The sequence below is a fragment of the Streptomyces sp. DSM 120436 genome (assembly GCF_055778765.1).
The window spans coordinates 627,501-646,287 of record NZ_JBSKBS010000001.1 but is presented as its reverse complement, the minus strand read 5'-3'; the positions used below and the strand labels follow the sequence as shown (position 1 = coordinate 646,287).

The 18,787-nt window shown below is 73.5% G+C and carries 14 protein-coding genes, 1 rRNA gene and 1 pseudogene (1 of these 16 running past the window's edge); 14 read left to right on the top strand and 2 right to left on the bottom strand.

Annotated elements, in window-relative coordinates; translation table 11 throughout:
* Positions 1 to 621 precede the first annotated feature (621 nt).
* The 3 genes from ACWH4W_RS02850 (at position 622) to ACWH4W_RS02840 (ending at position 6,395) form a co-directional block, all read left to right on the top strand.
* Positions 622 to 885 carry a WhiB family transcriptional regulator gene (locus ACWH4W_RS02850; RefSeq protein WP_006134669.1) on the top strand — a complete coding sequence of 88 codons (264 nt, stop codon included), beginning with the start codon at positions 622 to 624 and terminating at the stop codon, positions 883 to 885.
* A gap of 210 nt (positions 886 to 1,095) precedes the next feature.
* On the top strand, positions 1,096 to 4,806 hold the full coding sequence (locus tag ACWH4W_RS02845) for a glycosyltransferase family 2 protein (protein WP_473074269.1): 3,711 nt from the start codon (positions 1,096 to 1,098) through the stop codon (positions 4,804 to 4,806).
* The gene (locus ACWH4W_RS02840; protein ID WP_473074268.1) at positions 4,803 to 6,395 is read left to right on the top strand and encodes a DUF5719 family protein; all 1,593 of its coding nucleotides are present in this window, start codon (positions 4,803 to 4,805) and stop codon (positions 6,393 to 6,395) included. Before ACWH4W_RS02845 ends, ACWH4W_RS02840 begins: the two co-directional genes overlap by 4 nt.
* 19 nt (positions 6,396 to 6,414) lie before the next feature.
* On the opposite strand, the gene ACWH4W_RS02835 is transcribed toward ACWH4W_RS02840, so the two are convergent.
* Entirely contained in the window at positions 6,415 to 6,795 is a 381-nt protein-coding gene (locus tag ACWH4W_RS02835; RefSeq protein WP_473074267.1) for a metallopeptidase family protein, read from the bottom strand.
* Positions 6,796 to 7,147: 352 nt separating this feature from the next.
* On the opposite strand from ACWH4W_RS02835, the gene ACWH4W_RS02830 reads away from it, so the two are divergent.
* The 9 genes and pseudogenes from ACWH4W_RS02830 (at position 7,148) to ACWH4W_RS02790 (ending at position 15,907) form a co-directional block, all read left to right on the top strand.
* Positions 7,148 to 7,570 carry a DUF3499 domain-containing protein gene (locus ACWH4W_RS02830; RefSeq protein ID WP_006134663.1) on the top strand — a complete coding sequence of 141 codons (423 nt, stop codon included), beginning with the start codon at positions 7,148 to 7,150 and terminating at the stop codon, positions 7,568 to 7,570.
* 248 nt (positions 7,571 to 7,818) lie between these two features.
* Positions 7,819 to 8,049: pseudogene (locus ACWH4W_RS02825) on the top strand (L-lactate permease); the annotation flags it as partial.
* A gap of 173 nt (positions 8,050 to 8,222) precedes the next feature.
* Positions 8,223 to 9,587 (top strand): phosphomannomutase/phosphoglucomutase, encoded by a 1,365-nt coding sequence (locus tag ACWH4W_RS02820; protein ID WP_473074266.1) that lies wholly within the window; start codon positions 8,223 to 8,225, stop codon positions 9,585 to 9,587.
* A 115-nt stretch (positions 9,588 to 9,702) separates the two neighbouring features.
* Positions 9,703 to 9,873: a Trm112 family protein gene (locus ACWH4W_RS02815; RefSeq protein ID WP_473074265.1), complete on the top strand. Its 171-nt coding sequence runs from the start codon at positions 9,703 to 9,705 to the stop codon at positions 9,871 to 9,873.
* Between the two features lie 64 nt (positions 9,874 to 9,937).
* Positions 9,938 to 11,068 (top strand): SIS domain-containing protein, encoded by a 1,131-nt coding sequence (locus ACWH4W_RS02810; protein WP_473074264.1) that lies wholly within the window; start codon positions 9,938 to 9,940, stop codon positions 11,066 to 11,068.
* 83 nt (positions 11,069 to 11,151) lie between these two features.
* Positions 11,152 to 12,303 (top strand): mannose-6-phosphate isomerase, class I, encoded by a 1,152-nt coding sequence (manA, locus tag ACWH4W_RS02805; RefSeq protein WP_473074263.1) that lies wholly within the window; start codon positions 11,152 to 11,154, stop codon positions 12,301 to 12,303.
* 143 nt (positions 12,304 to 12,446) lie between these two features.
* Entirely contained in the window at positions 12,447 to 13,427 is a 981-nt protein-coding gene (locus ACWH4W_RS02800; RefSeq protein ID WP_473074262.1) for a cation diffusion facilitator family transporter, read from the top strand.
* Positions 13,428 to 13,724: 297 nt separating this feature from the next.
* Positions 13,725 to 15,182 (top strand): adenosylhomocysteinase, encoded by a 1,458-nt coding sequence (gene ahcY / locus ACWH4W_RS02795; protein WP_473074261.1) that lies wholly within the window; start codon positions 13,725 to 13,727, stop codon positions 15,180 to 15,182.
* 110 nt (positions 15,183 to 15,292) lie between these two features.
* Positions 15,293 to 15,907: a hypothetical protein gene (locus tag ACWH4W_RS02790; RefSeq protein ID WP_473074260.1), complete on the top strand. Its 615-nt coding sequence runs from the start codon at positions 15,293 to 15,295 to the stop codon at positions 15,905 to 15,907.
* 20 nt (positions 15,908 to 15,927) lie between these two features.
* Here the strand turns inward: ACWH4W_RS02790 and ACWH4W_RS02785 are convergent, their stop codons facing one another.
* Entirely contained in the window at positions 15,928 to 16,875 is a 948-nt protein-coding gene (locus ACWH4W_RS02785; protein WP_473074259.1) for an RDD family protein, read from the bottom strand.
* Between the two features lie 149 nt (positions 16,876 to 17,024).
* Here ACWH4W_RS02785 and ACWH4W_RS02780 point away from each other — a divergent pair, with 149 nt between their 5' ends.
* Entirely contained in the window at positions 17,025 to 18,032 is a 1,008-nt protein-coding gene (locus tag ACWH4W_RS02780) for a stage II sporulation protein M (protein ID WP_473074258.1), read from the top strand.
* 555 nt (positions 18,033 to 18,587) lie between these two features.
* A 16S ribosomal RNA gene (locus tag ACWH4W_RS02775) occupies positions 18,588 to 18,787 on the top strand (it continues 1,330 nt past the right edge of the window).

The following is an 18,787-nucleotide window of genomic DNA, read 5'->3' as shown; positions in this document are numbered from 1 at the left end:
GGTTCAGCGAAGGGAGGCCGGGCCCCGGGGGGACGCGGCGGTGGCCGGAGCGTGGTGGCTCAACAGCCGGTACAGCGACAGCTACGGCGAGCGCGGGCAGCACCGGAGAACCCGGCGGAGCGGGTCGAGGTGAGTGCCGGATTCGCGAGCATGCCCACAAGAAGAGCGGTTCACACCCCTGAAGTCAACTCGACGCCCGGTATGTGGGACCGGGTTCACCTCATCCGGTTCATCTGGCAGACGAAAGGTTTGCTCAGCCGGTTCCCGGGACACAAGGTGCGCACGACCGGGCGCCCCGCGCGTCGTTGCGATCCCGTGATCCGACTGTGATCCGGTTCGCCGCGGCAGGGGTGTCGGAACGAGATCGATCCTGCGGGCGTCCTCCCTCGTGAGGCTCTGTGTGGGGCCGGACGCCCTCGCGGGCCCCACACCTGTGTCAAGGTTTAGGGTGATTTGAACACTTTCCGCTCGGCCTTGGTTCCGCAGAGTGAATAAGGGGCTCAATAGCAGATCTCGGCTTGACTCGCCCGGAGCAGCACACTTGTAATTTCACTCGTGTCGTTCAGCCGGAATCGGTAACGGCTACATCACGGGGACGCGAAAGACGGACGAGGGGCGTACATGACCGAGCTGGTGCAGCAACTGCTGGTCGACGACGCGGACGAGGAACTCGGCTGGCAGGAGCGCGCGCTGTGCGCCCAGACCGACCCCGAGTCCTTCTTCCCCGAGAAGGGCGGCTCCACCCGGGAGGCCAAGAAGGTCTGCCTCGCCTGCGAGGTCCGCTCCGAGTGCCTCGAGTACGCCCTCGCCCACGACGAACGCTTCGGCATCTGGGGCGGCCTGTCCGAGCGTGAGCGCCGCCGCCTCAAGAAGGCCGCCGTCTGACGCGCGGCGCCCCGGTGCCGCCCGCCGCACTCCCTGGCAACGCGCGCTTCTTCGCACAAACATCACTTAAGGCCCGTCGCCGGTGGTTGTCCACAGGCGGCGGGCCCCCTTGTCGTGCAGCCGATAGTGTGGTCGCTCGTCCGAGACGCCCCGCCGCCCCCACCGGGCACGGGCGTCCCCACAGTCCACCGAACCGGGGCCCGTACCTCGATGTCCGTGCACAGCCACACGGCAGCCCGTCAGGATTCCGCTGCCGCACCTGAGTTCCCGCGTCACGTGGTGACCGCGGTCCTCGTCTCCCACGACGGCGCCCGCTGGCTGCCGGACGCGCTCGCCGGCCTGCTCGGCCAGGAGCGCCCCGCCCAGTTCGCCATGGCCGCCGACACCGGCAGCGCGGACGACTCCGCCCGGCTGGTCACCGAGGCCCTCGGCGACGACCGCGTCCTGCACCTCGCCCGGCGCACCGGCTTCGGCCAGGCGGTCGAGGAGTGCCACCGAGGCGCCCCGCACCTCACCCCGGACGACCTGCCCTACCTGAAGCGGCCGAGCGGCTGGGACCCGGTCACCCGCAGCTGGCGCGACGACGCCTACGACCTGCCCGAACTGCCGTACGGCGAGCCGGTCGAGTGGCTGTGGCTGCTGCACGACGACTGCGCCCCCGAGCCCGACGCGCTGGCCGAGCTGCTGCGCGTCGTGGAGAACGAGTACGAGCTCGGCCGTGAGGACGTCGCCGTCGTCGGCCCCAAGCTCCGCGGCTGGTACGACCGCAGGCAACTGCTGGAGGTCGGCGTCTCCATCGCCAACTCCGGCCGCCGCTGGACCGGCCTGGACCGCCGTGAGCAGGACCAGGGCCAGCACGACCACGTCCGGCCCGTGCTGAGCGTGTCCACCGCGGGCATGCTCGTCCGCCGCGACCTCTTCGAGCAGTTCGGCGGGTTCGACCGGCATCTGCCCCTCATGCGCGACGACGTCGACCTGTGCTGGCGGCTCAACGCGGCCGGCTACCGGGTCCTCGTCGCGCCCGAGGCGGTCGTCCGGCACGCCGAGGCGGCCTCCCGCGAGCGCCGCACCGTCGACTGCGTGGGCCGCACCGCCGCCTCCCCGCACAAGGTGGACAAGGCCGGAGCCGTCCACACCCTCCTCGTCAACACCCGCACCGCCGCCCTGCCCTGGGTGCTCCTGCGGGTCGTCCTCGGCACGCTGCTGCGCACCCTCGCCTATCTGGTCGGCAAGGTCCCAGGACAGGCCGTCGACGAGATCCGCGGCCTCATGGGCGTCCTGCTGCGCCCCGAGCGCGTCCTCGCCGGACGCCGCGACCGCGGCAGCCCCCAGGTCGACAAGGGCGAGCTGCGTCCGCTGTTCCCGCCGCCCGGCGCGACCGTCCGCGTCACCGTGGAGCAGGTGGCGGGCAACCTCGTCGGCCGCTCCGACCCCGAGGCCGTCTCCGGCGCCGGACGGCACGGCAGCGCCCTGGAGTCCGGACCCGGCGGCGACGACACCGACTTCATCGAGGTCGAGCGGTTCGCCCGTCTCAAGCGCATCGCCCGCCGTCCGGGACCGGTGCTCTTCCTGGCGCTCCTGCTGGTCTCGCTGGTGGCGTGCCGTCAGCTCCTCGGCGGCGGCGCGCTGGCCGGGGGCGCCCTGCTGCCCGCGCCCGCCGCCGCGGGCGACCTGTGGGCCCGCTACACCGACGTCTGGCACGCGGTCGGCACCGGCGGCACCGGCACCGCACCGCCCTACCTGGCGATCGTCGCGGCGCTCGCGACCCTGCTGCTCGGCTCCACCGGCCTCGCCGTCACCGTCCTGCTGGTCTGCTCGGTGCCGCTGGCCGGCTTCACCGCGTACTTCGCCTCCCGCCCGCTGGTCGAGTCCCGGCTGCTGCGCGCGTGGGCGGCCGTCGCCTACGCCCTGCTGCCCGCCGCCACCGGCGCCCTGGCCTCGGGCCGTATCGGCACGGCCGCGCTCGCCGTGCTGCTGCCCCTCCTCGCCCGCGCCGGCATCGCCGCGAGCGGCCTCACCGCCCCGGACGGCCGCGGCAGCTGGCGCGCCACCTGGGCGTACGCGCTGCTGCTCACCGTCACCACCGCCTTCACCCCGATCGTGTGGCCGATGGCGCTGGTCCTCGGCGTCGGCGTGCTGGTCCTGCGCCGGTCCGACCTCACGGCGTACGGACCGCGCTTCCTGGCGCAGCTCGGCAGCCCGCTGCTGGTGCTCGCCCCCTGGTCGCTGTCCCTGCTGCCGTTCGGCTTCTTCCAGGAGGCCGGACTGCCGTACGGGCCGTCGGCCGCCTCCGCGCTCGACCTGCTCGGCGCGAGCCCCGGCGGTCCCGGCACGGCCGGAGGACTGCTGCTGATCGGCCTGGTCCTCGCCGCGCTGGCCGCCCTGCTGCGCGCCGAGCGCCGCACGGCCATCCTCGCCGCGTGGGCGGCCGCCCTGGTGGGCCTCGTCTTCGCGGTCCTCTCCAACGGCTCCGCCTGGGCGGGACCCGCCACCCTCGTCTACGGCATCGCCCTCCTGGCCGCCGGCACGCTGGGCGCCGACGGGGCCCGCTCGCGGGTCGCCGAGCAGAGCTTCGGCTGGCGCCAGCCGGTCGCCGTGCTGATCGCCCTCGCCTGCGCCGTCGGCCCGCTGGTCCTCGCCGCCGGCTGGATGATCCGCGGCGCCGGCGGACCCGTCGAGCGGCGCGACCCGGTGCAGGTGCCGGCCTTCGTCGCCGAGGAGAGCGCCACCCGCGACCAGGCCCGCACCCTGGTCCTCGACACCGACTCCGCCGACCGTGTCGACTACGTGCTGGTGCGCGGCTCCGGGGCCCGCATGGGCGACGCGGAGATCGCCGCCCAGGGCGGCGGGAACGAACTGCTCGACCAGGTCGTCGCCAACCTCGTCGCCGGCTCCGGCGCCGACCAGGCCGATCAGCTCGGCGGCTTCGCCGTCCGCTACGTCCTGGTGCACCAGGGCGCCCCGCGCGAGGTCACCCGGGTGCTGGACGCCACGCCCGGTCTGAGCCGGCTCAGCCAGCAGGCGGGGGGCGCGCTGTGGCGGGTGGACCGGCAGGTCGCCCGCGCGACCGTCGTGCCCGCCGAGGGCAAGGGCGGCGAGCCGGAGCCCGTGGCCGCGGGGCCGGTCGAGATCCACACCGAGATCGAGGACGGCGCGGAGGGCCGCGTCCTGCGCCTGGCCGACTCCGCCGCGGAGGGGTGGAGAGCCACCCTCGACGGCAAGCCGCTCACCCCCACCACGGTCGACGGCTGGGCCCAGGGCTTCGCACTGCCCGCGTCCGGCGGCGCCCTGGTCGTCACCTACGAGGAGCCGTTCACCCACACCCTGTGGATGTGGGCGCAGGGTCTGCTCGCCGTGGTCCTGGTCGTCATGGCGCTGCCCGGCGGCCGCCGCGACATCGACGACGACCTGCCGGAGGAGGCGCCCGTCCCGGCCGAGGCGGAGGCCGGCGAGGGCCGCCGCGCCCGCCGGCTGCGCGCCCAGGCCGAGGCGGAGGCCGCCGCGGCGGCCGCCCACGCCCCGGACGGCACGGACGCGGCCGTGGCCGACCCGGCCGGTGCGGACGCGGAGGCCGACGTGCCCGCCCCGCCGGAGCAGCCCCCGGCGCCCGTCCCGCACCAGGCCGGCCACGGCGACTGGGACCAGGGGCAGTACCGGGACACCGGCTACGACGAGAACGCCTACGCGGGCGCCCCGTACCAGCAGTACCCGGCCGACGGCCACGGAGGCCGGCAGTACCCGGTGGACGGCTACCCGCAGCAGGACGGCGCCTACGACCCGTACGGCTACGGCGCCCCGCAGCAGGGCTACGAGCAGACGTACCCCCAGGGCTACGACCAGACGACCTACACACAGGGCTACGACACTCCGTACGACCCCCACGGCACGGGCAGTGAGCGTCCCGACGGGAGCCAGCAGTGAACCGCACCACCCTGTCCCTGATCGCGGGCGCCACCGCGCTCGCCGCCGTCACCGGCTTCGCCGCGGTCTCGGCGCCGGACGCCGGGCCCGCCGAGCAGCAGGCCGGGGCGGCCACCCTCCCGGTGGAGCGCACCGGGCTGCTGTGCCCGCAGCCCAGCGCCTCCGACCTGGCCGAGACGACGTACACCTCGTTCACCCCGGTCACGGAGGGCGCGGGCGACAAGGGCACGGCCGTGCTCCGGGCGGCCGCGCAGCAGTCGGCCCCGGACGAGGACGACGACGGCGAGGACGAGAAGGACGCCGAGGACGCCGAGTCCGGCGAGTCCGGCGAGTCCGGCGAGTCCGGCGACAACGAGGAGAAGGACGAGAAGGGCGCGGGGAAGGACGGCGAGGCCGGCGAGCCCGTCCTGCAGCTCCGGGAGCCCGGCAAGCCGGTGGCCGCCGAGGCCGACGGGGCCGACGCCCCAGCCCTCGTCGGCACCGCCGAGGGCCGCTTCGCGTCCGGCTGGACCGCGCAGCAGACCACCGAGGTCACCGCGGGGACCGGCCGCGGGCTCCAGGGCGTCGCCTGCTCCCCCGCCGACACGCAGTTCTGGTTCCCCGGCGCCAGCACCGACGACAGCCGCACCGACTACCTCCACCTGACCAACCCGGACGACGCCGCGGCCGTGGTGGACATCGAGCTCTACGGCAAGGACGGGGAGCTCGAGACCACCGTGGGGGAGGGCATCACGGTCAAGCCGCGCTCCGCCGAGCCGGTGCTGCTGTCCACGCTCACCGCCGAGAAGCAGACCGACGTCACCGTGCACGTGGTGGTGCGCAGCGGAAGGGTCGGCGCGGCCGTGCAGGCGCTGGACGACGAGCTGGGCGGCGACTGGCTGTCCGCGTCGGCCGACCCGTCGGGCAGCCTGGTCCTGCCCGGCATCCCGAAGGACGCCACCGCCGTGCGCCTGGTCGCGTTCACGCCCGGGGACGCCGACGTCGACCTGAAGGTGCGGCTGGCCTCCCCGTCCGGCCTGATCACCCCGGCCGGCAACGAGACGCTGCACGTCAAAGGCGGCATGACCGCGGCCTTCGACCTGGGCGACCTCACGCGCGGCGAGGCGGGCTCCCTGGTGCTGACCGCACCGGACCGCTCCGTGCCGGTGGTGGCGGCCGTGCGGGTGCTGCGCGGCAAGGAGGGCAAGCAGGAGTCGGCGTTCATCCCGGCGGCCCGGCCGGTGGAGACGCGCGCGACGGCGCTGGACAACACCGCCGAGGGGACCACCCTCTCGGTGACCGCGCCCGAGGGCGACGCCGAGATCCGGGTGACGGCGTCGGCGGGCACCAAGGGCGGCACGCCCCAGACGAAGACGTACAGCATCAAGCGGGGGACGACGCAGGACGTCGAGGTGCCCGTGCCGGCGGGGCTGAAGGGCAGTTACGCGCTGACGGTCGAGCTGCGGTCGGGCGGTCCCGTCCACGCCTCGCGCACCCTCGCCGCGACGGAGGGCGGCGTGCCGTTCTTCACGGTCCAGCCGCTCCCGGACGACCGGGGCATGGTGGCGGTGCCGGCCGCAGGCGAGGACCTGTCGGTCCTGCAGCGGTAGCCGTACGGCCCCCGGCGCCTCAGTCCTCGCCGTACCGGGGGTCGACCGTCTCCGGCGTCAGCCCCAGCAGGTCGGCGACCTGCTCGACCACGACCTCGTGGACCAGGGCCGCGCGCTCGTCGCGGCCCTTGGAGCGGATCTCGACCGGCCGCCGGTAGATCACCACGCGCGCGGGGCGTCCGTCGCGCGCCGCCACGGTCCCGCCCAGCGGGACCGTCTCGTCCCAGCCGGATCCCGCCGCGCCGTCCAGCCGGGGGACGTCCTGCACCAGGAAATCGATGTCGGCGAGCTGCGGCCAGCGCCGCTCCAGCCGCTCCACCGAGTCCTGCACCAGGTCCGCGAACGTCTCCGCGCGGCTGGCGGCCAGCGGCACCTGGGGTGGTGCGATCGGGCCGCGCATGCCCCGGCCGTGGCGGTCACGGTGGCGGGGCCCGGGGCCTGCGGAGCGAGGGGTCACGGGGCTGTCCATCACTGCGAAGGGTAGTCGTCGTGCCGTCGCGCCGCCGTACACCCACGCGGCTTCCGGCCGACCCGCACGTCATGTCACAACCTGACCATTCCAGCCAAGGTTGGACTCGATTCCGTATCTCTCCTGGATCGAAGTGCTCAAGGCATTTGACGGTGTTTATGCCGACCGGTGACCGGAATCAGAACCGGCCGAAAGCCGCCGGTCGGGCGTCCCGCCTGGTCACAGAGGTGTGCTTCCTGGGGTATGTGGGGCGTTTCACACCCCGACACGGGGGAGTGACCTGGTGGAGAGTCGTCGCGGCCCGCTCAAGAGTGCGGTACCGTCCAACGTCGTGAGCCCTGTACGTCGCTGTTCGCGCACCGCCTGCGGCCGTCCCGCCGTCGCGACGCTCACGTACGTCTACGCCGACTCGACCGCGGTCCTCGGCCCGCTCGCCACCTACGCCGAACCCCACTGCTACGACCTGTGCGCCGAGCACTCCGAGCGCCTCACCGCGCCGCGCGGCTGGGAGGTCGTCCGCCTGCTCGACGGGTCCGCCCCGGCGCAGCCCAGCGGGGACGACCTGGAAGCGCTCGCCAACGCCGTGCGTGAGGCGGCCCGCCCCCAGGAGCGGGCGGCCGGAGCCGGCGGCGGAGCGCGTGGCGCCGACCCGATGGAGGTCGCCCGTCGCGGGCACCTGCGGGTGCTGCGCTCCCCGGACAACTGAGGCCGTCCGCTCCGGCCGGCCCGTCACATCCCCGCACCGCGCGCCCCTCGACGCCCGCTTGGCGTGGACGCGACCACTTCGGTGACCCGCGGGACGTCGCTTTCGCACGGCGGAATCCGGGAGGCGCTCGTGTACGCCCAGGGACGGGAACCCGTCGCCGGAGCGCTCGGCCTCTCCGCCCTGGTGGCGACCCTGCCGCTGCTGATCGTGCCGGTGCTGCGCGGCGGCGTCCGGAGGAAGGCGACCTCGCGAACCTCGCCTTCCTGTCCCCGGTGCCGGACCGGTCCGGCGTCGCCGTGTCCGGCTCCGACACCCCCACCACCTCCGCCGGCGCCCTCTTCGGCGCCCTCCAGGCCCCCGCCGCCCGGCAGTCCGGCCTCTCGCCCGGCCTGCTCGCCGCCGCCAACGGCTCCGGCGGCGTGCTCGGCACGATGATCCCGCCGCAGAACCTCACCACGGCCGCGCAGGGTGCTGCCCTGGACCCCCCCGGCCCGCTGCTCGCGCCTCCTCGCGACGGGGCGGAGCACGGCGGTGCCCGGCCGGATGCCGCCCTGACCGGGCCGGGCGGCCGCGCTCCGCCCGGCCACCCCACCGGCGCGTCACCCCCTGCGGGTAGTTTGTGGTGACCGACAGGACTCCGGAAGGGCTGGCCGTGGCTGCTGATCTCTCGCAGATCGTGAAGGCGTACGACGTGCGCGGGGTCGTCCCCGACCAGTGGGACGAGTCGCTCGCCGAGCTCTTCGGCGCCGCCTTCGTCCGGGTGACCGCCGCGACCGCCGTCGTCACCGGCCACGACATGCGCCCCTCGTCACCCGGCCTGTCCGCCGCCTTCGCCCGCGGCGCGGCCGGCCAGGGGGCCGACGTCATCGAGATCGGCCTGTGCTCCACCGACCAGCTCTACTACGCCTCGGGCGCGCTGGACCTGCCGGGCGCGATGTTCACCGCCTCGCACAACCCGGCGCGGTACAACGGCATCAAGCTGTGCCGGGCGGGCGCCGCCCCCGTCGGCCAGGACAGCGGCCTCGCCGACATCCGCGCCCTCGTCGAGGGGTGGAGCGCCACCGGCGCCCCGGAACCGGCGGCCGCCCCCGGCACCGTCACCCGCCGCGACACCCTCGACGACTACGCGGCCCACCTGCGCTCGCTCGTCGACCTCACCGGCATCCGCCCGCTGAAGGCCGTCGTCGACGCGGGCAACGGCATGGGCGGCCACACCGTCCCGACCGTCCTCGCCGGACTGCCGCTCACCCTCGTCCCGATGTACTTCGAGCTCGACGGCACCTTCCCCAACCACGAGGCCAACCCGCTCGACCCGGCCAACCTCGTCGACCTGCAGAAGCGGGTCCGCGAGGAGGGCGCCGACCTCGGCCTCGCCTTCGACGGCGACGCCGACCGCTGCTTCGTCGTCGACGAGCGCGGCGAACCGGTCTCCCCCTCCGCCGTCACCGCCCTGGTCGCCTCCCGCGAACTCGCCCGCAACGGCGGCAAGGGCACCGTCATCCACAACCTGATCACCTCCCGCTCGGTGCCCGAGGTCGTCCGGGAGAACGGCGGCACCCCCGAGCGCACCCGCGTGGGCCACTCCTTCATCAAGGCGGAGATGGCCAGGACCGGCGCCATCTTCGGCGGCGAGCACTCCGCCCACTACTACTTCCGCGACTTCTGGAACGCCGACACCGGCATGCTGGCCGCCCTGCACGTCCTCGCCGCGCTCGGCGAACAGCAGGGCACGCTGTCCGCGCTGGTGGCCCAGTACGACCGCTACGCCGGCTCCGGCGAGATCAACTCCACCGTCGACGACCAGGCCGCCCGCCTCGCCGCGATCCGGGCCGCCTACGAGGGCCGCGACGGCGTCACCCTCGACGACCTGGACGGCCTCACCGTCTCCGGCGCCGACTGGTGGTTCAACGTCCGCCCCAGCAACACCGAACCGCTGCTCCGGCTGAACGCCGAGGCCCGCGACGAGGCCACGATGGTCCGGGTCCGCGACGAGGCCCTCGCCCTGATCAGGGCGTAGTCGAGCACGCCGCGACGGCCGGGGCGGCGGGTGCCCGGGCGGACCGCCCCGGACCCGCCGCGCGGCCCCCACCGGCGGTACCCTGACCAGCACATCCACCAGCGAAGGGACCCTCATGCCTCTCGAAGCCGGCCTCCTGGAGATCCTGGCCTGCCCGGCCTGCCGCTCCCCCCTCGAGGAGCGGGACACCGAGCTGGTCTGCACCGGCCAGGACTGCGGACTCGCCTACCCGGTCCGCGACGGCATCCCCGTCCTCCTCGTCGACGAGGCCCGCCGCCCGCAGTGACCGAGGCCGCGCCCCCGGAGCCCCCGCGTACCGCCGACGCCCCGCCGATCGGAGCCTGTCGCCCATGCTCGACGAATCGCTGCTCGACTCACCGGAGGGCCTCGCCGAGGCCGACCACCGCGCCCTGCTCCGCGGCGCCGCCGAGGCCGGAGCCCGCGTGCGCACCGCGGTACGGCACGCCGCCGAGGCGGGGGTGGGCGACCTGAAGCCCGACGGCCGCCCCCGCGCCGTGCTCATCGCCGGACCCGGCGCCGCCGCCACCCAGACCGCCGACCTGCTCGGCACCCTGGCCGGCGCCGGCAGCCCGGTCACCCGCCTCGCCCCCACCGGCGTCGCACCCGCCGCGGGCGCCCTGCGCTGGGAACTGCCCGGCTGGGCCGGCTCCGTGGACCTGCTGCTGATCGCCACCCCGGACGGCACCGAGCCGGGCCTGTCCCTGCTCTGCGAGCAGGCGTACCGCCGCGGCCTCACCGTCGTCGCCGTCGCCCCCGCCGGCACCCCGCTCGCCGAGTCCGTCGCCGGCAGCCACGGCCTGTTCGTCCCCATGGCCGTCGCGCCCTACGACCACGACGAACCCCTCGCCGCCTCCGCGCCCGGAGTGCTGTGGGCGCTGCTCACCCCACTGCTCGCCCTGCTGGACCGCACCGGCCTGCTCACCGCGCCGCCGGACGCCCTGCAGAAGGTCGCCGACCGCCTCGACGCCGTCGCCGAACGCTGCGGACCCGCCGTCGCCACCTACAGCAACGCGGCCAAGACCCTCGCCGCCGAACTCGCCGACGCGCTGCCCGTCGTGTGGACCGAGGGCGTCTCGGCCGGACCGGCCGGCCGGCGGTTCGCCGCCGCGCTCGCCGAACTGTCCGGCACCCCCGCCGTCGTCGCCGAACTGCCCGAGGCCCTCGCCGCGCACAGCGCCCTGCTCGCCGGCCCGCTCGCCGCAGGCGCCGACCCGGACGACTTCTTCCGCGACCGCGTGGAGGAGCCGCCCGCCCTGCACGCACGCGTGGTGCTGCTCCGCGACCGGCCCCTCGGCGGCCTCACCGCCGCCCCCGCCGCCCGCGAGCTGGCCCTCACCCACGACACGCCCGTCAGCGAGCTGGAACCGGAGGAGGGCGGCGAACTGGAGACCCTCGCGGAACTGATCGCCGTCACCGATTTCGCCGCCGTTTACCTGGCGCTCGCCTCGGCACCCCGATGATGCCCGAGGCCCCCTGACCCCCGCGCGGGCGCCCGGCCCGGCGCGCCCGCACGAGCACCGGCAGAAGGAACGCGAAGAGCCCCATGGACCGCCTCGACAACACCGTCCGCCCCTACGCCTGGGGCTCCACCACCGCCCTCCCGCGGCTGCTCGGCACCGAGCCGACCGGCGAACCCCAGGCGGAGATGTGGATGGGAGCACACCCCGGCGCGCCCTCGCGCACCGGCCGGGGCACCCTCGCCGAGGTCATCGACGCCGACCCGGAGCGCGAGCTCGGCGCCGCCGCGGTCGCCAGGTTCGGCCCCCGCCTGCCGTTCCTGCTCAAACTCCTCGCCGCGGGCTCCCCGCTGTCCCTCCAGGTCCACCCCGACCTGGCCCAGGCACAGGCGGGTTACGAGGACGAGGAGCGCCGCGGCGTCCCCGTCACCGCCCCGCACCGCACCTACAAGGACGCCAACCACAAGCCCGAACTGATCTGCGCCCTCACCGAGTTCGACGGCCTGTGCGGCTTCCGCCACCCGCGGCGCGCCGCCGGACTCCTCGCCGGCCTCGGCGTGGACTCCCTCAAGCCGTACGCCGACCTGCTGCACGCCCACCCCGAGGAGGCGGCGCTGCGCGAGGTGCTCACCGCCGTCCTCACCGCCGACCCCGAGGAGATGGCCCGCACCGTCGCGGAGACGGCCGCCGCGTGCGACCGCCTCGGGGGCCCCTACGCGCCCTACGCCGGCATCGCCCACCACTACCCGGGCGACCCCGGCGTCATCGCCGCGATGCTCCTCAACCACGTCCGGCTCCAGCCCGGCGAGGCGCTGTACCTCGGCGCCGGCGTCCCGCACGCCTACCTCGACGGCCTCGGCGTCGAGATCATGGCCAACTCCGACAACGTCCTGCGCTGCGGCCTCACCCCCAAACACGTCGACGTCCCCGAACTGCTGCGCATCGTCCGCTTCGAGGCCGCCGACCCCGGCGTACTGCGCCCCGAGGCCGGCCCGGACGGCGAGGAGGTCTACGAGACCCCCACCGACGAGTTCCGGCTCTCCCGCTACGTGCTCGCCGAGGGCGCCCCCGCCCGTGACCTCACCCGGGGCGCCCCGCAGATCCTGCTCTGCACCGCCGGCGCCGTCCGGGCCGGCGAGCACGACCTGACGCCCGGACACTCCGTCTTCGTCCCCGCGGGTGAGAAGGCCCAGGTCTCGGGTACCGGAACCGTCTTCCGGGCCACCGTCGTGCTCTGAACGGGCCGTGACGAGCATCTGACGCGCCGTCGCCGGCCGGGGCTGCAACAATGGCCCCCCGTCATAGCACGGGCCACGTCCGGCGGCGTGCGCACACGCCCGCCCAGGACCCACACGGCGTACGAAGGGACAACGCGAAACACATGAGCGCTTCAGGGGGCACCAAGGCGATCGTCGCGGCACTCGCCGCCAACCTCGCGATCGCGGTAGCGAAGTTCGTGGCGTTCGTCTTCAGCGGCTCCTCGTCCATGCTCGCCGAGTCCGTGCACTCGCTCGCCGACTCCGGCAACCAGGCGCTGCTGCTGGTCGGCGGCAAGAGGGCCCAGCGCCGCGCGACTCCGGAACACCCCTTCGGCTACGGCCGCGAGCGGTACATCTACGCCTTCCTCGTCTCCATCGTGCTCTTCTCGGTCGGCGGCATGTTCGCCCTCTACGAGGGCTACGAGAAGATCAAGCACCCGCACGAGCTGGAGCACTGGTACTGGCCGGTCGGCGTCCTGGTCTTCGCGATCATCGTCGAGAGCTTCTCCTTCCGCACGGCCGTCCAGGAGTCCAACGCCCTGCGCGGGAAGCGCTCCTGGAAGGAGTTCGTCCGCCACTCCAAGGCGCCCGAACTGCCGGTCGTCCTGCTGGAGGACCTCGGCGCGCTCGTCGGTCTGGTCCTGGCCCTCGGCGGCGTCGGCCTGGCGCTCGCCACCGGCGACAGCGTCTGGGACGGCATCGGCACCCTCTGCATCGGCGTCCTGCTCATCCTGATCGCCCTGGTGCTCGCCGTCGAGACCAAGTCGCTGCTGCTGGGCGAGGCCGCGGGCGCCGAGGAGACCCGCAGGATCGAGGCCGCCGTCGTCGACGGCGACACCGTCACCCGCATCATCCACATGCGCACCCTCCACCTCGGCCCCGAGGAGCTGCTGGTCGCCGCGAAGATCGCCGTCCGGCACGACGACACCGCTGCGCAGATCGCCGCCGCCATCGACGCCGCCGAGGTCCGCATCCGCGAGGCCGTCCCGATCGCCCGGGTGATCTACCTCGAGCCCGACATCTTCAGCGAGGCCGCGGCCGCCAAGGGGCCCGACCTCGAGGCCACGCCCGGTGGCCCCGCCCAGCCGGACGCCGGGCACTGACCCCCGATCCCGCCGTCAGGCCGTTCCGGGACCGCACCGCGGCACCAGAACGGCCTGATGTGTTCGCGGCCGGACTGGGGACCGCCCGGCCGGTCGGTGTAGCTTGGGACGGAGCCAGACGTCGCTGCTGATGGCGGTCGGGCGGTCCCCCCGCGGACCGGCCGAGGGAGAGAGGGCCTCCGACGGACTGCGCTGCGCGTACGCGGGCATGCCTGTGCCCTCCTCGGGCACCCCTGTGTCCGCCGCCGCGCAGACCAGCCGTACCCACCTCGACCCAACTCCGAGGAGCAGCTCGCAATGACGACTGTCGACAACCGACAGGACTTCAAGGTCGCCGACCTCTCCCTGGCCGAGTTCGGCCGCAAGGAGATCACCCTCGCCGAGCACGAGATGCCCGGCCTGATGGCGATCCGCAGGGAGTACGCCGACGCCCAGCCCCTGGCCGGCGCCCGGATCACCGGCTCCCTGCACATGACCGTGCAGACCGCCGTCCTCATCGAGACCCTGGTCGCGCTCGGCGCGCGGGTCCGCTGGGCGTCCTGCAACATCTTCTCCACCCAGGACCACGCCGCGGCCGCCATCGCCGTCGGTCCGAACGGCACGCCCGACAACCCGCAGGGCGTGCCCGTCTTCGCCTGGAAGGGCGAGACGCTCGACGAGTACTGGTGGTGCACCGAGCAGGCGCTGACCTGGCCGGACAGCCCCACCGGCGGCCCGAACATGATCCTCGACGACGGCGGTGACGCCACGCTCCTGGTCCACAAGGGCGTGGAGTACGAGAAGGACGGCAAGGCGCCCTCCCCGGACACCGCCGAGTCCGACGAGCACCGGGTCATCCTGGAACTGCTCAACCGCACCCTCGCCGAGAACCCGCAGAAGTGGACCCGGCTGTCCTCCGAGATCCGCGGGGTGACGGAGGAGACCACGACGGGTGTCCACCGCCTGTACGAGATGCAGCGCGACGGCACGCTGCTCTTCCCGGCGATCAACGTGAACGACGCCGTGACGAAGTCGAAGTTCGACAACAAGTACGGCTGCCGCCACTCCCTGGTCGACGGCATCAACCGTGCCACGGACGTCCTGATCGGCGGCAAGACCGCGGTCGTGTGCGGTTACGGCGACGTGGGCAAGGGCTGCGCGGAGTCGCTGCGCGGCCAGGGCGCCCGGGTGATCGTCACCGAGATCGACCCGATCTGCGCCCTGCAGGCGGCGATGGACGGCTACCAGGTGACCACGCTGGACGAGGTGGTGGAGACGGCCGACATCTTCATCACCACGACCGGCAACAAGGACATCATCATGGCCTCGGACATGGCCCGGATGAAGCACCAGGCCATCGTCGGCAACATCGGCCACTTCGACAACGAGATCGACATGGCCGGCCTCGCCAGGATCCCCGGCATCGTCAAGGACGAGATCAAGCCGCAGGTCCACACCTGGACCTTCCCCGACGGCAAGAAGATCATCGTGCTGTCCGAGGGCCGCCTGCTGAACCTGGGCAACGCCACCGGCCACCCCTCGTTCGTGATGTCCAACTCCTTCGCGGACCAGACCCTGGCCCAGATCGAGCTGTTCACCAAGCCCGACGAGTACCCCACCGGCGTCTACGTGCTGCCCAAGCACCTCGACGAGAAGGTCGCCCGCCTCCACCTCGACGCCCTCGGCGTCAAGCTCACCACGCTCCGCCCGGACCAGGCCGAGTACATCGGCGTGAAGGTCGAGGGCCCGTTCAAGCCCGACCACTACCGCTACTGAGCCGACCGCTCCTCACCGAGCACCGAGGCAGGCCCCCGCACCCCCGTGTCGGGGGCCTGCCCCGTTGGCGGACCGGCGACCGGCCCAGCCCCTCACGACCCAGGACCCCCATGCCCCGCGGCCGCTATGCGCTCCACGATCCGCACGATCACACCCCCCTCGCCGAAGAACACTTCCACTGCGCCCCCGGACCCTCCGGCTGGCGCTACGTCTCCCAGCTGACCGCCCCCGCCGGCGATCACCTGGGCTCGGTCGACCTCACCCTCGACGCCCTCGGCCGCCCGCTCCGCCTCGAACTGCACGCCGCGAGCTGGCAGGTCCGCGGCGCCGCCCTCGACGGCGTCACCTGGGTGCGCACCGACCCCACCGGGACCCACGCCACCGAAGGAAATGTGCGCGCCCACGCCTTCACCGGCTCGTCCCCCGCCTTCCTCGTCGCCACCGCCCGCCTCCTGCGCCTCACCCCCTCCGCCGCGGCCACCCGCGTACGCCTCGTCGCCTTCACCGACCCGGTCCTCGCCCCCCGCACCGTGGACCAGTCCTGGGCACTGGCCGACAGAGAAACACACGCCACTGACAACGGCCCCCTGATCGTGGACGCGTACCAGGTCACGGCCCTGGACACGGGCGAACAGCACACCGTGCACCTGGCCGGCGACGTCGTTCTGTCGGCGCCCGGGGTCGAGCTGGAGGACCTGGACTCACCGCCGTCGGACCTCGGCTGAGGCAGCGCCGACGACGGCGGTCACGCGGGCGGCACGAACCCCGTGGCGGGCCGCTCGGCCGACCCGCCCGCACCGCCGCCCGCTCCGGTCGGCCGGGGAGCCTCGGTGCTCGCGGGCGGCGCGACCGGCGGAACCGCCGGAGGCACGGCGGCGGGCGCCCCGACGGGCGGCGGCACCGGCACGCCCGCACCGGTGGGAGCGGGAGCAGCCGGAACGCCCCCACTGCCGAACGTCCGCCGCGCCTCCCGCGCCTGCCGCTCCTGCAGCACCGCCGCCAGATACATCGCGGGCGGCACCCCCGGAGGCACCGGCGCCCCGGTGCGCCCCGCCACGTCCGAGGCCAGCCGCTCCGCCATCGACCAGCCGACCTGCGGATCGAGCTGCCGCATCCGCGTCAGGTACTGACGGACGGCGAGCCACAGCCCATCGGGCACCGCGGACAGATCGAGCCCGGAGAAACGTCCCGCCAGCCACGGCGGGGGCGGCGGCACGAGACCGCCCTGTCCGGCCGGCACCCGCTCCCGCACCACCAGCGTCCCCGCGAACACGTCCCCCAGCCGCCGGCCGCGCGCCGACACCAGCGAGGCGACGCAAGCCACCACCCCGAACGTCATCAGGATCTCGATCACTCCGAGCAGCCCCCGCACCAGCGCGTGCCGGAACCGGATCGGCCCCCCGTCGTCCCGCACCACCCGCAGCCCGCATGCCAGTTTCCCGAGCGACCGCCCGTGCGTCAGCGTCTCGACCAGGATGGGCCCGCCCGCCAGCACCAGGACGAACGTCGCGATCGACACCGCCGTCTGCGCCGCCTCGTCCAGCGAAGCCGTCGCCGCCACCAGCCCGAGGGTCACCAGGATGTACACGGTCACGGCCGCCACCAGATCCAGCAGCACCGCCAGACCCCTGCTGGGCAGCTTCGCGGGGCGCAGCTCCAACGCCACCGCCTCACCCGTCACCAGCTCACTCACGCCCGCCGCCCTTCCCTGGTCTGCCCCGGACACCGCCAGTCTGCCAAGCTGAGGGCACATCGCACCGCAGTACGAGCAGCCGGACAGCACACTCGCCCTTCCAGCGGTCCGCGTGACCGCCGACGAACAGCCGAGGAGCAGGCACACCGATGGACCTCGACGTCTTCGTCTCCGCCCACCGCGCGGAGTGGGACCGCCTCGACGCCCTGCTCAGGCGACGCCGCCGGCTCAGCGGCGCGGAGGCCGACGAACTCGTCGCCCTCTACCAGCGCGCCGCCACCCACCTCTCGGTGATCCAGTCGGCCGCCCCCGACCCCCAGCTCACCGGCCGGCTCAGCCAGCTGGTCGCCCGCGCGCGCAGCGCGGTGACGGGCACCCGCCGGGCGTCCTGGCGCGATGTCACGCACTTCCTGACCCACGGCTTCCCCGCCGCCGTCTACCGCGCGCGTCACTGGTGGGTGCCGACGGCGCTGATCTCCACCGCCGTGGCCGCCGCGTTCGGCTGGTGGATAGGCACCAGCCCCGAGGTCCAGGCCTCCATAGCGGCGCCCGCGGAACTCCGCGAGATGACCCGCCCCGGCGGTCAGTACGAGACGTACTACTCCAGCAACCCGGCGACCTCCTTTGCCGCCCAGGTGTGGACGAACAACGCGTGGGCCGCGGCCCTGTGCCTGATCCTCGGCGTCTTCCTCGGCCTGCCGGTGCTGTGGATCCTGTTCCAGAACATGCTCAACCTGGGCGTCGGCTTCGGCCTGATGTCCTCCGCCGGACGCCTCGACACCTTCCTCGGCCTGGTCATCCCGCACGGTCTGCTGGAACTCACCGCGGTCTTCGTCGCCGCGGGCACGGGACTCCGACTCGGCTGGACCGTCATCGACCCCGGCCCGCGCACCCGGCGGACCGCGCTCGCCGAGGAGGGCCGGGCCGCCCTCGCCATGGCGATCGGCCTCGCCCTGGTGCTCTTCGTCTCCGGCGCCATCGAAGGCTTCGTCACCCCGTCCGGCCTGCCCACCTGGGCCCGCATCACCATCGGCGTCGTCGCCGAGCTGGCCTTCCTGGCGTACGTCTACATCCTGGGCGGACGGGCCGCCCGCGCCGGCGCCACCGGCGACCTCGAGGCGTCCGAACGCAGCGCCGACGTGCCCATGGCCGCCTGATGTGCGACCGGCTCCGGTGAGCTGCTAGTCTCCTCTTCGCCCCACGGGAGCCGTTGACACGGTGCCGGTGGGGAGGTAGATTAGAACAGTTGCCTGGAGATGGGTTCTGACCCGGAAGGCGACAGTGAACATCTACTGGCTTCCCGCCGGGACACGGATTCCGCGGAAGCACCCCCGACAAGTCGGAAATCGAAGGCCGGTCAATCCGCCTCGAAAGTTCTGATAAAGTCGGAACCGCCGGAAAGGAAAGCGCGAAAGCGTCGACCTGGAAAGCACCGAGGAAATCGGATCGGAAAGATCTGATAGAGTCGGAGACACCGAAGGGAAGCGCCCGGAGGAAAGCCCGAGAGGGTGAGTACGAAGGAAGCGTCCGTTCCTTGAGAACTCAACAGCGTGCCAAAAGTCAACGCCAGATATGTTGATACCCCGTCCGTCCGGTCCTGCCGGATGGTCGAGGTTCCTTTGAAGAAAACACAGCGAGGACGCTGTGAACGTCGGGACTATTCCTCCCGATGTTCCGCTCTCGTGATGTGTGCACCCGATCACGGGTAAACATTCACGGAGAGTTTGATCCTGGCTCAGGACGAACGCTGGCGGCGTGCTTAACACATGCAAGTCGAACGATGAACCTCCTTCGGGAGGGGATTAGTGGCGAACGGGTGAGTAACACGTGGGCAATCTGCCCTGCACTCTGGGACAAGCCCTGGAAACGGGGTCTAATACCGGATACTGATCATCTTGGGCATCCTTGGTGA

Bases quoted from the DNA above. Each gene is read 5' to 3' on its own strand.
- ACWH4W_RS02850 (WP_006134669.1), top strand. From the start codon at position 622: ATGACCGAGCTGGTGCAGCAACTGCTGGTCGACGACGCGGACGAGGAA.
- ACWH4W_RS02845 (WP_473074269.1), top strand. From the start codon at position 1,096: ATGTCCGTGCACAGCCACACGGCAGCCCGTCAGGATTCCGCTGCCGCA.
- ACWH4W_RS02835 (WP_473074267.1), bottom strand. From the start codon at position 6,795: ATGCGCGGCCCGATCGCACCACCCCAGGTGCCGCTGGCCGCCAGCCGC.
- ACWH4W_RS02815 (WP_473074265.1), top strand. From the start codon at position 9,703: ATGCCTCTCGAAGCCGGCCTCCTGGAGATCCTGGCCTGCCCGGCCTGC.
- ACWH4W_RS02810 (WP_473074264.1), top strand. From the start codon at position 9,938: ATGCTCGACGAATCGCTGCTCGACTCACCGGAGGGCCTCGCCGAGGCC.
- manA (WP_473074263.1), top strand. From the start codon at position 11,152: ATGGACCGCCTCGACAACACCGTCCGCCCCTACGCCTGGGGCTCCACC.
- ACWH4W_RS02800 (WP_473074262.1), top strand. From the start codon at position 12,447: ATGAGCGCTTCAGGGGGCACCAAGGCGATCGTCGCGGCACTCGCCGCC.
- ahcY (WP_473074261.1), top strand. From the start codon at position 13,725: ATGACGACTGTCGACAACCGACAGGACTTCAAGGTCGCCGACCTCTCC.
- ACWH4W_RS02790 (WP_473074260.1), top strand. From the start codon at position 15,293: ATGCCCCGCGGCCGCTATGCGCTCCACGATCCGCACGATCACACCCCC.
- ACWH4W_RS02780 (WP_473074258.1), top strand. From the start codon at position 17,025: ATGGACCTCGACGTCTTCGTCTCCGCCCACCGCGCGGAGTGGGACCGC.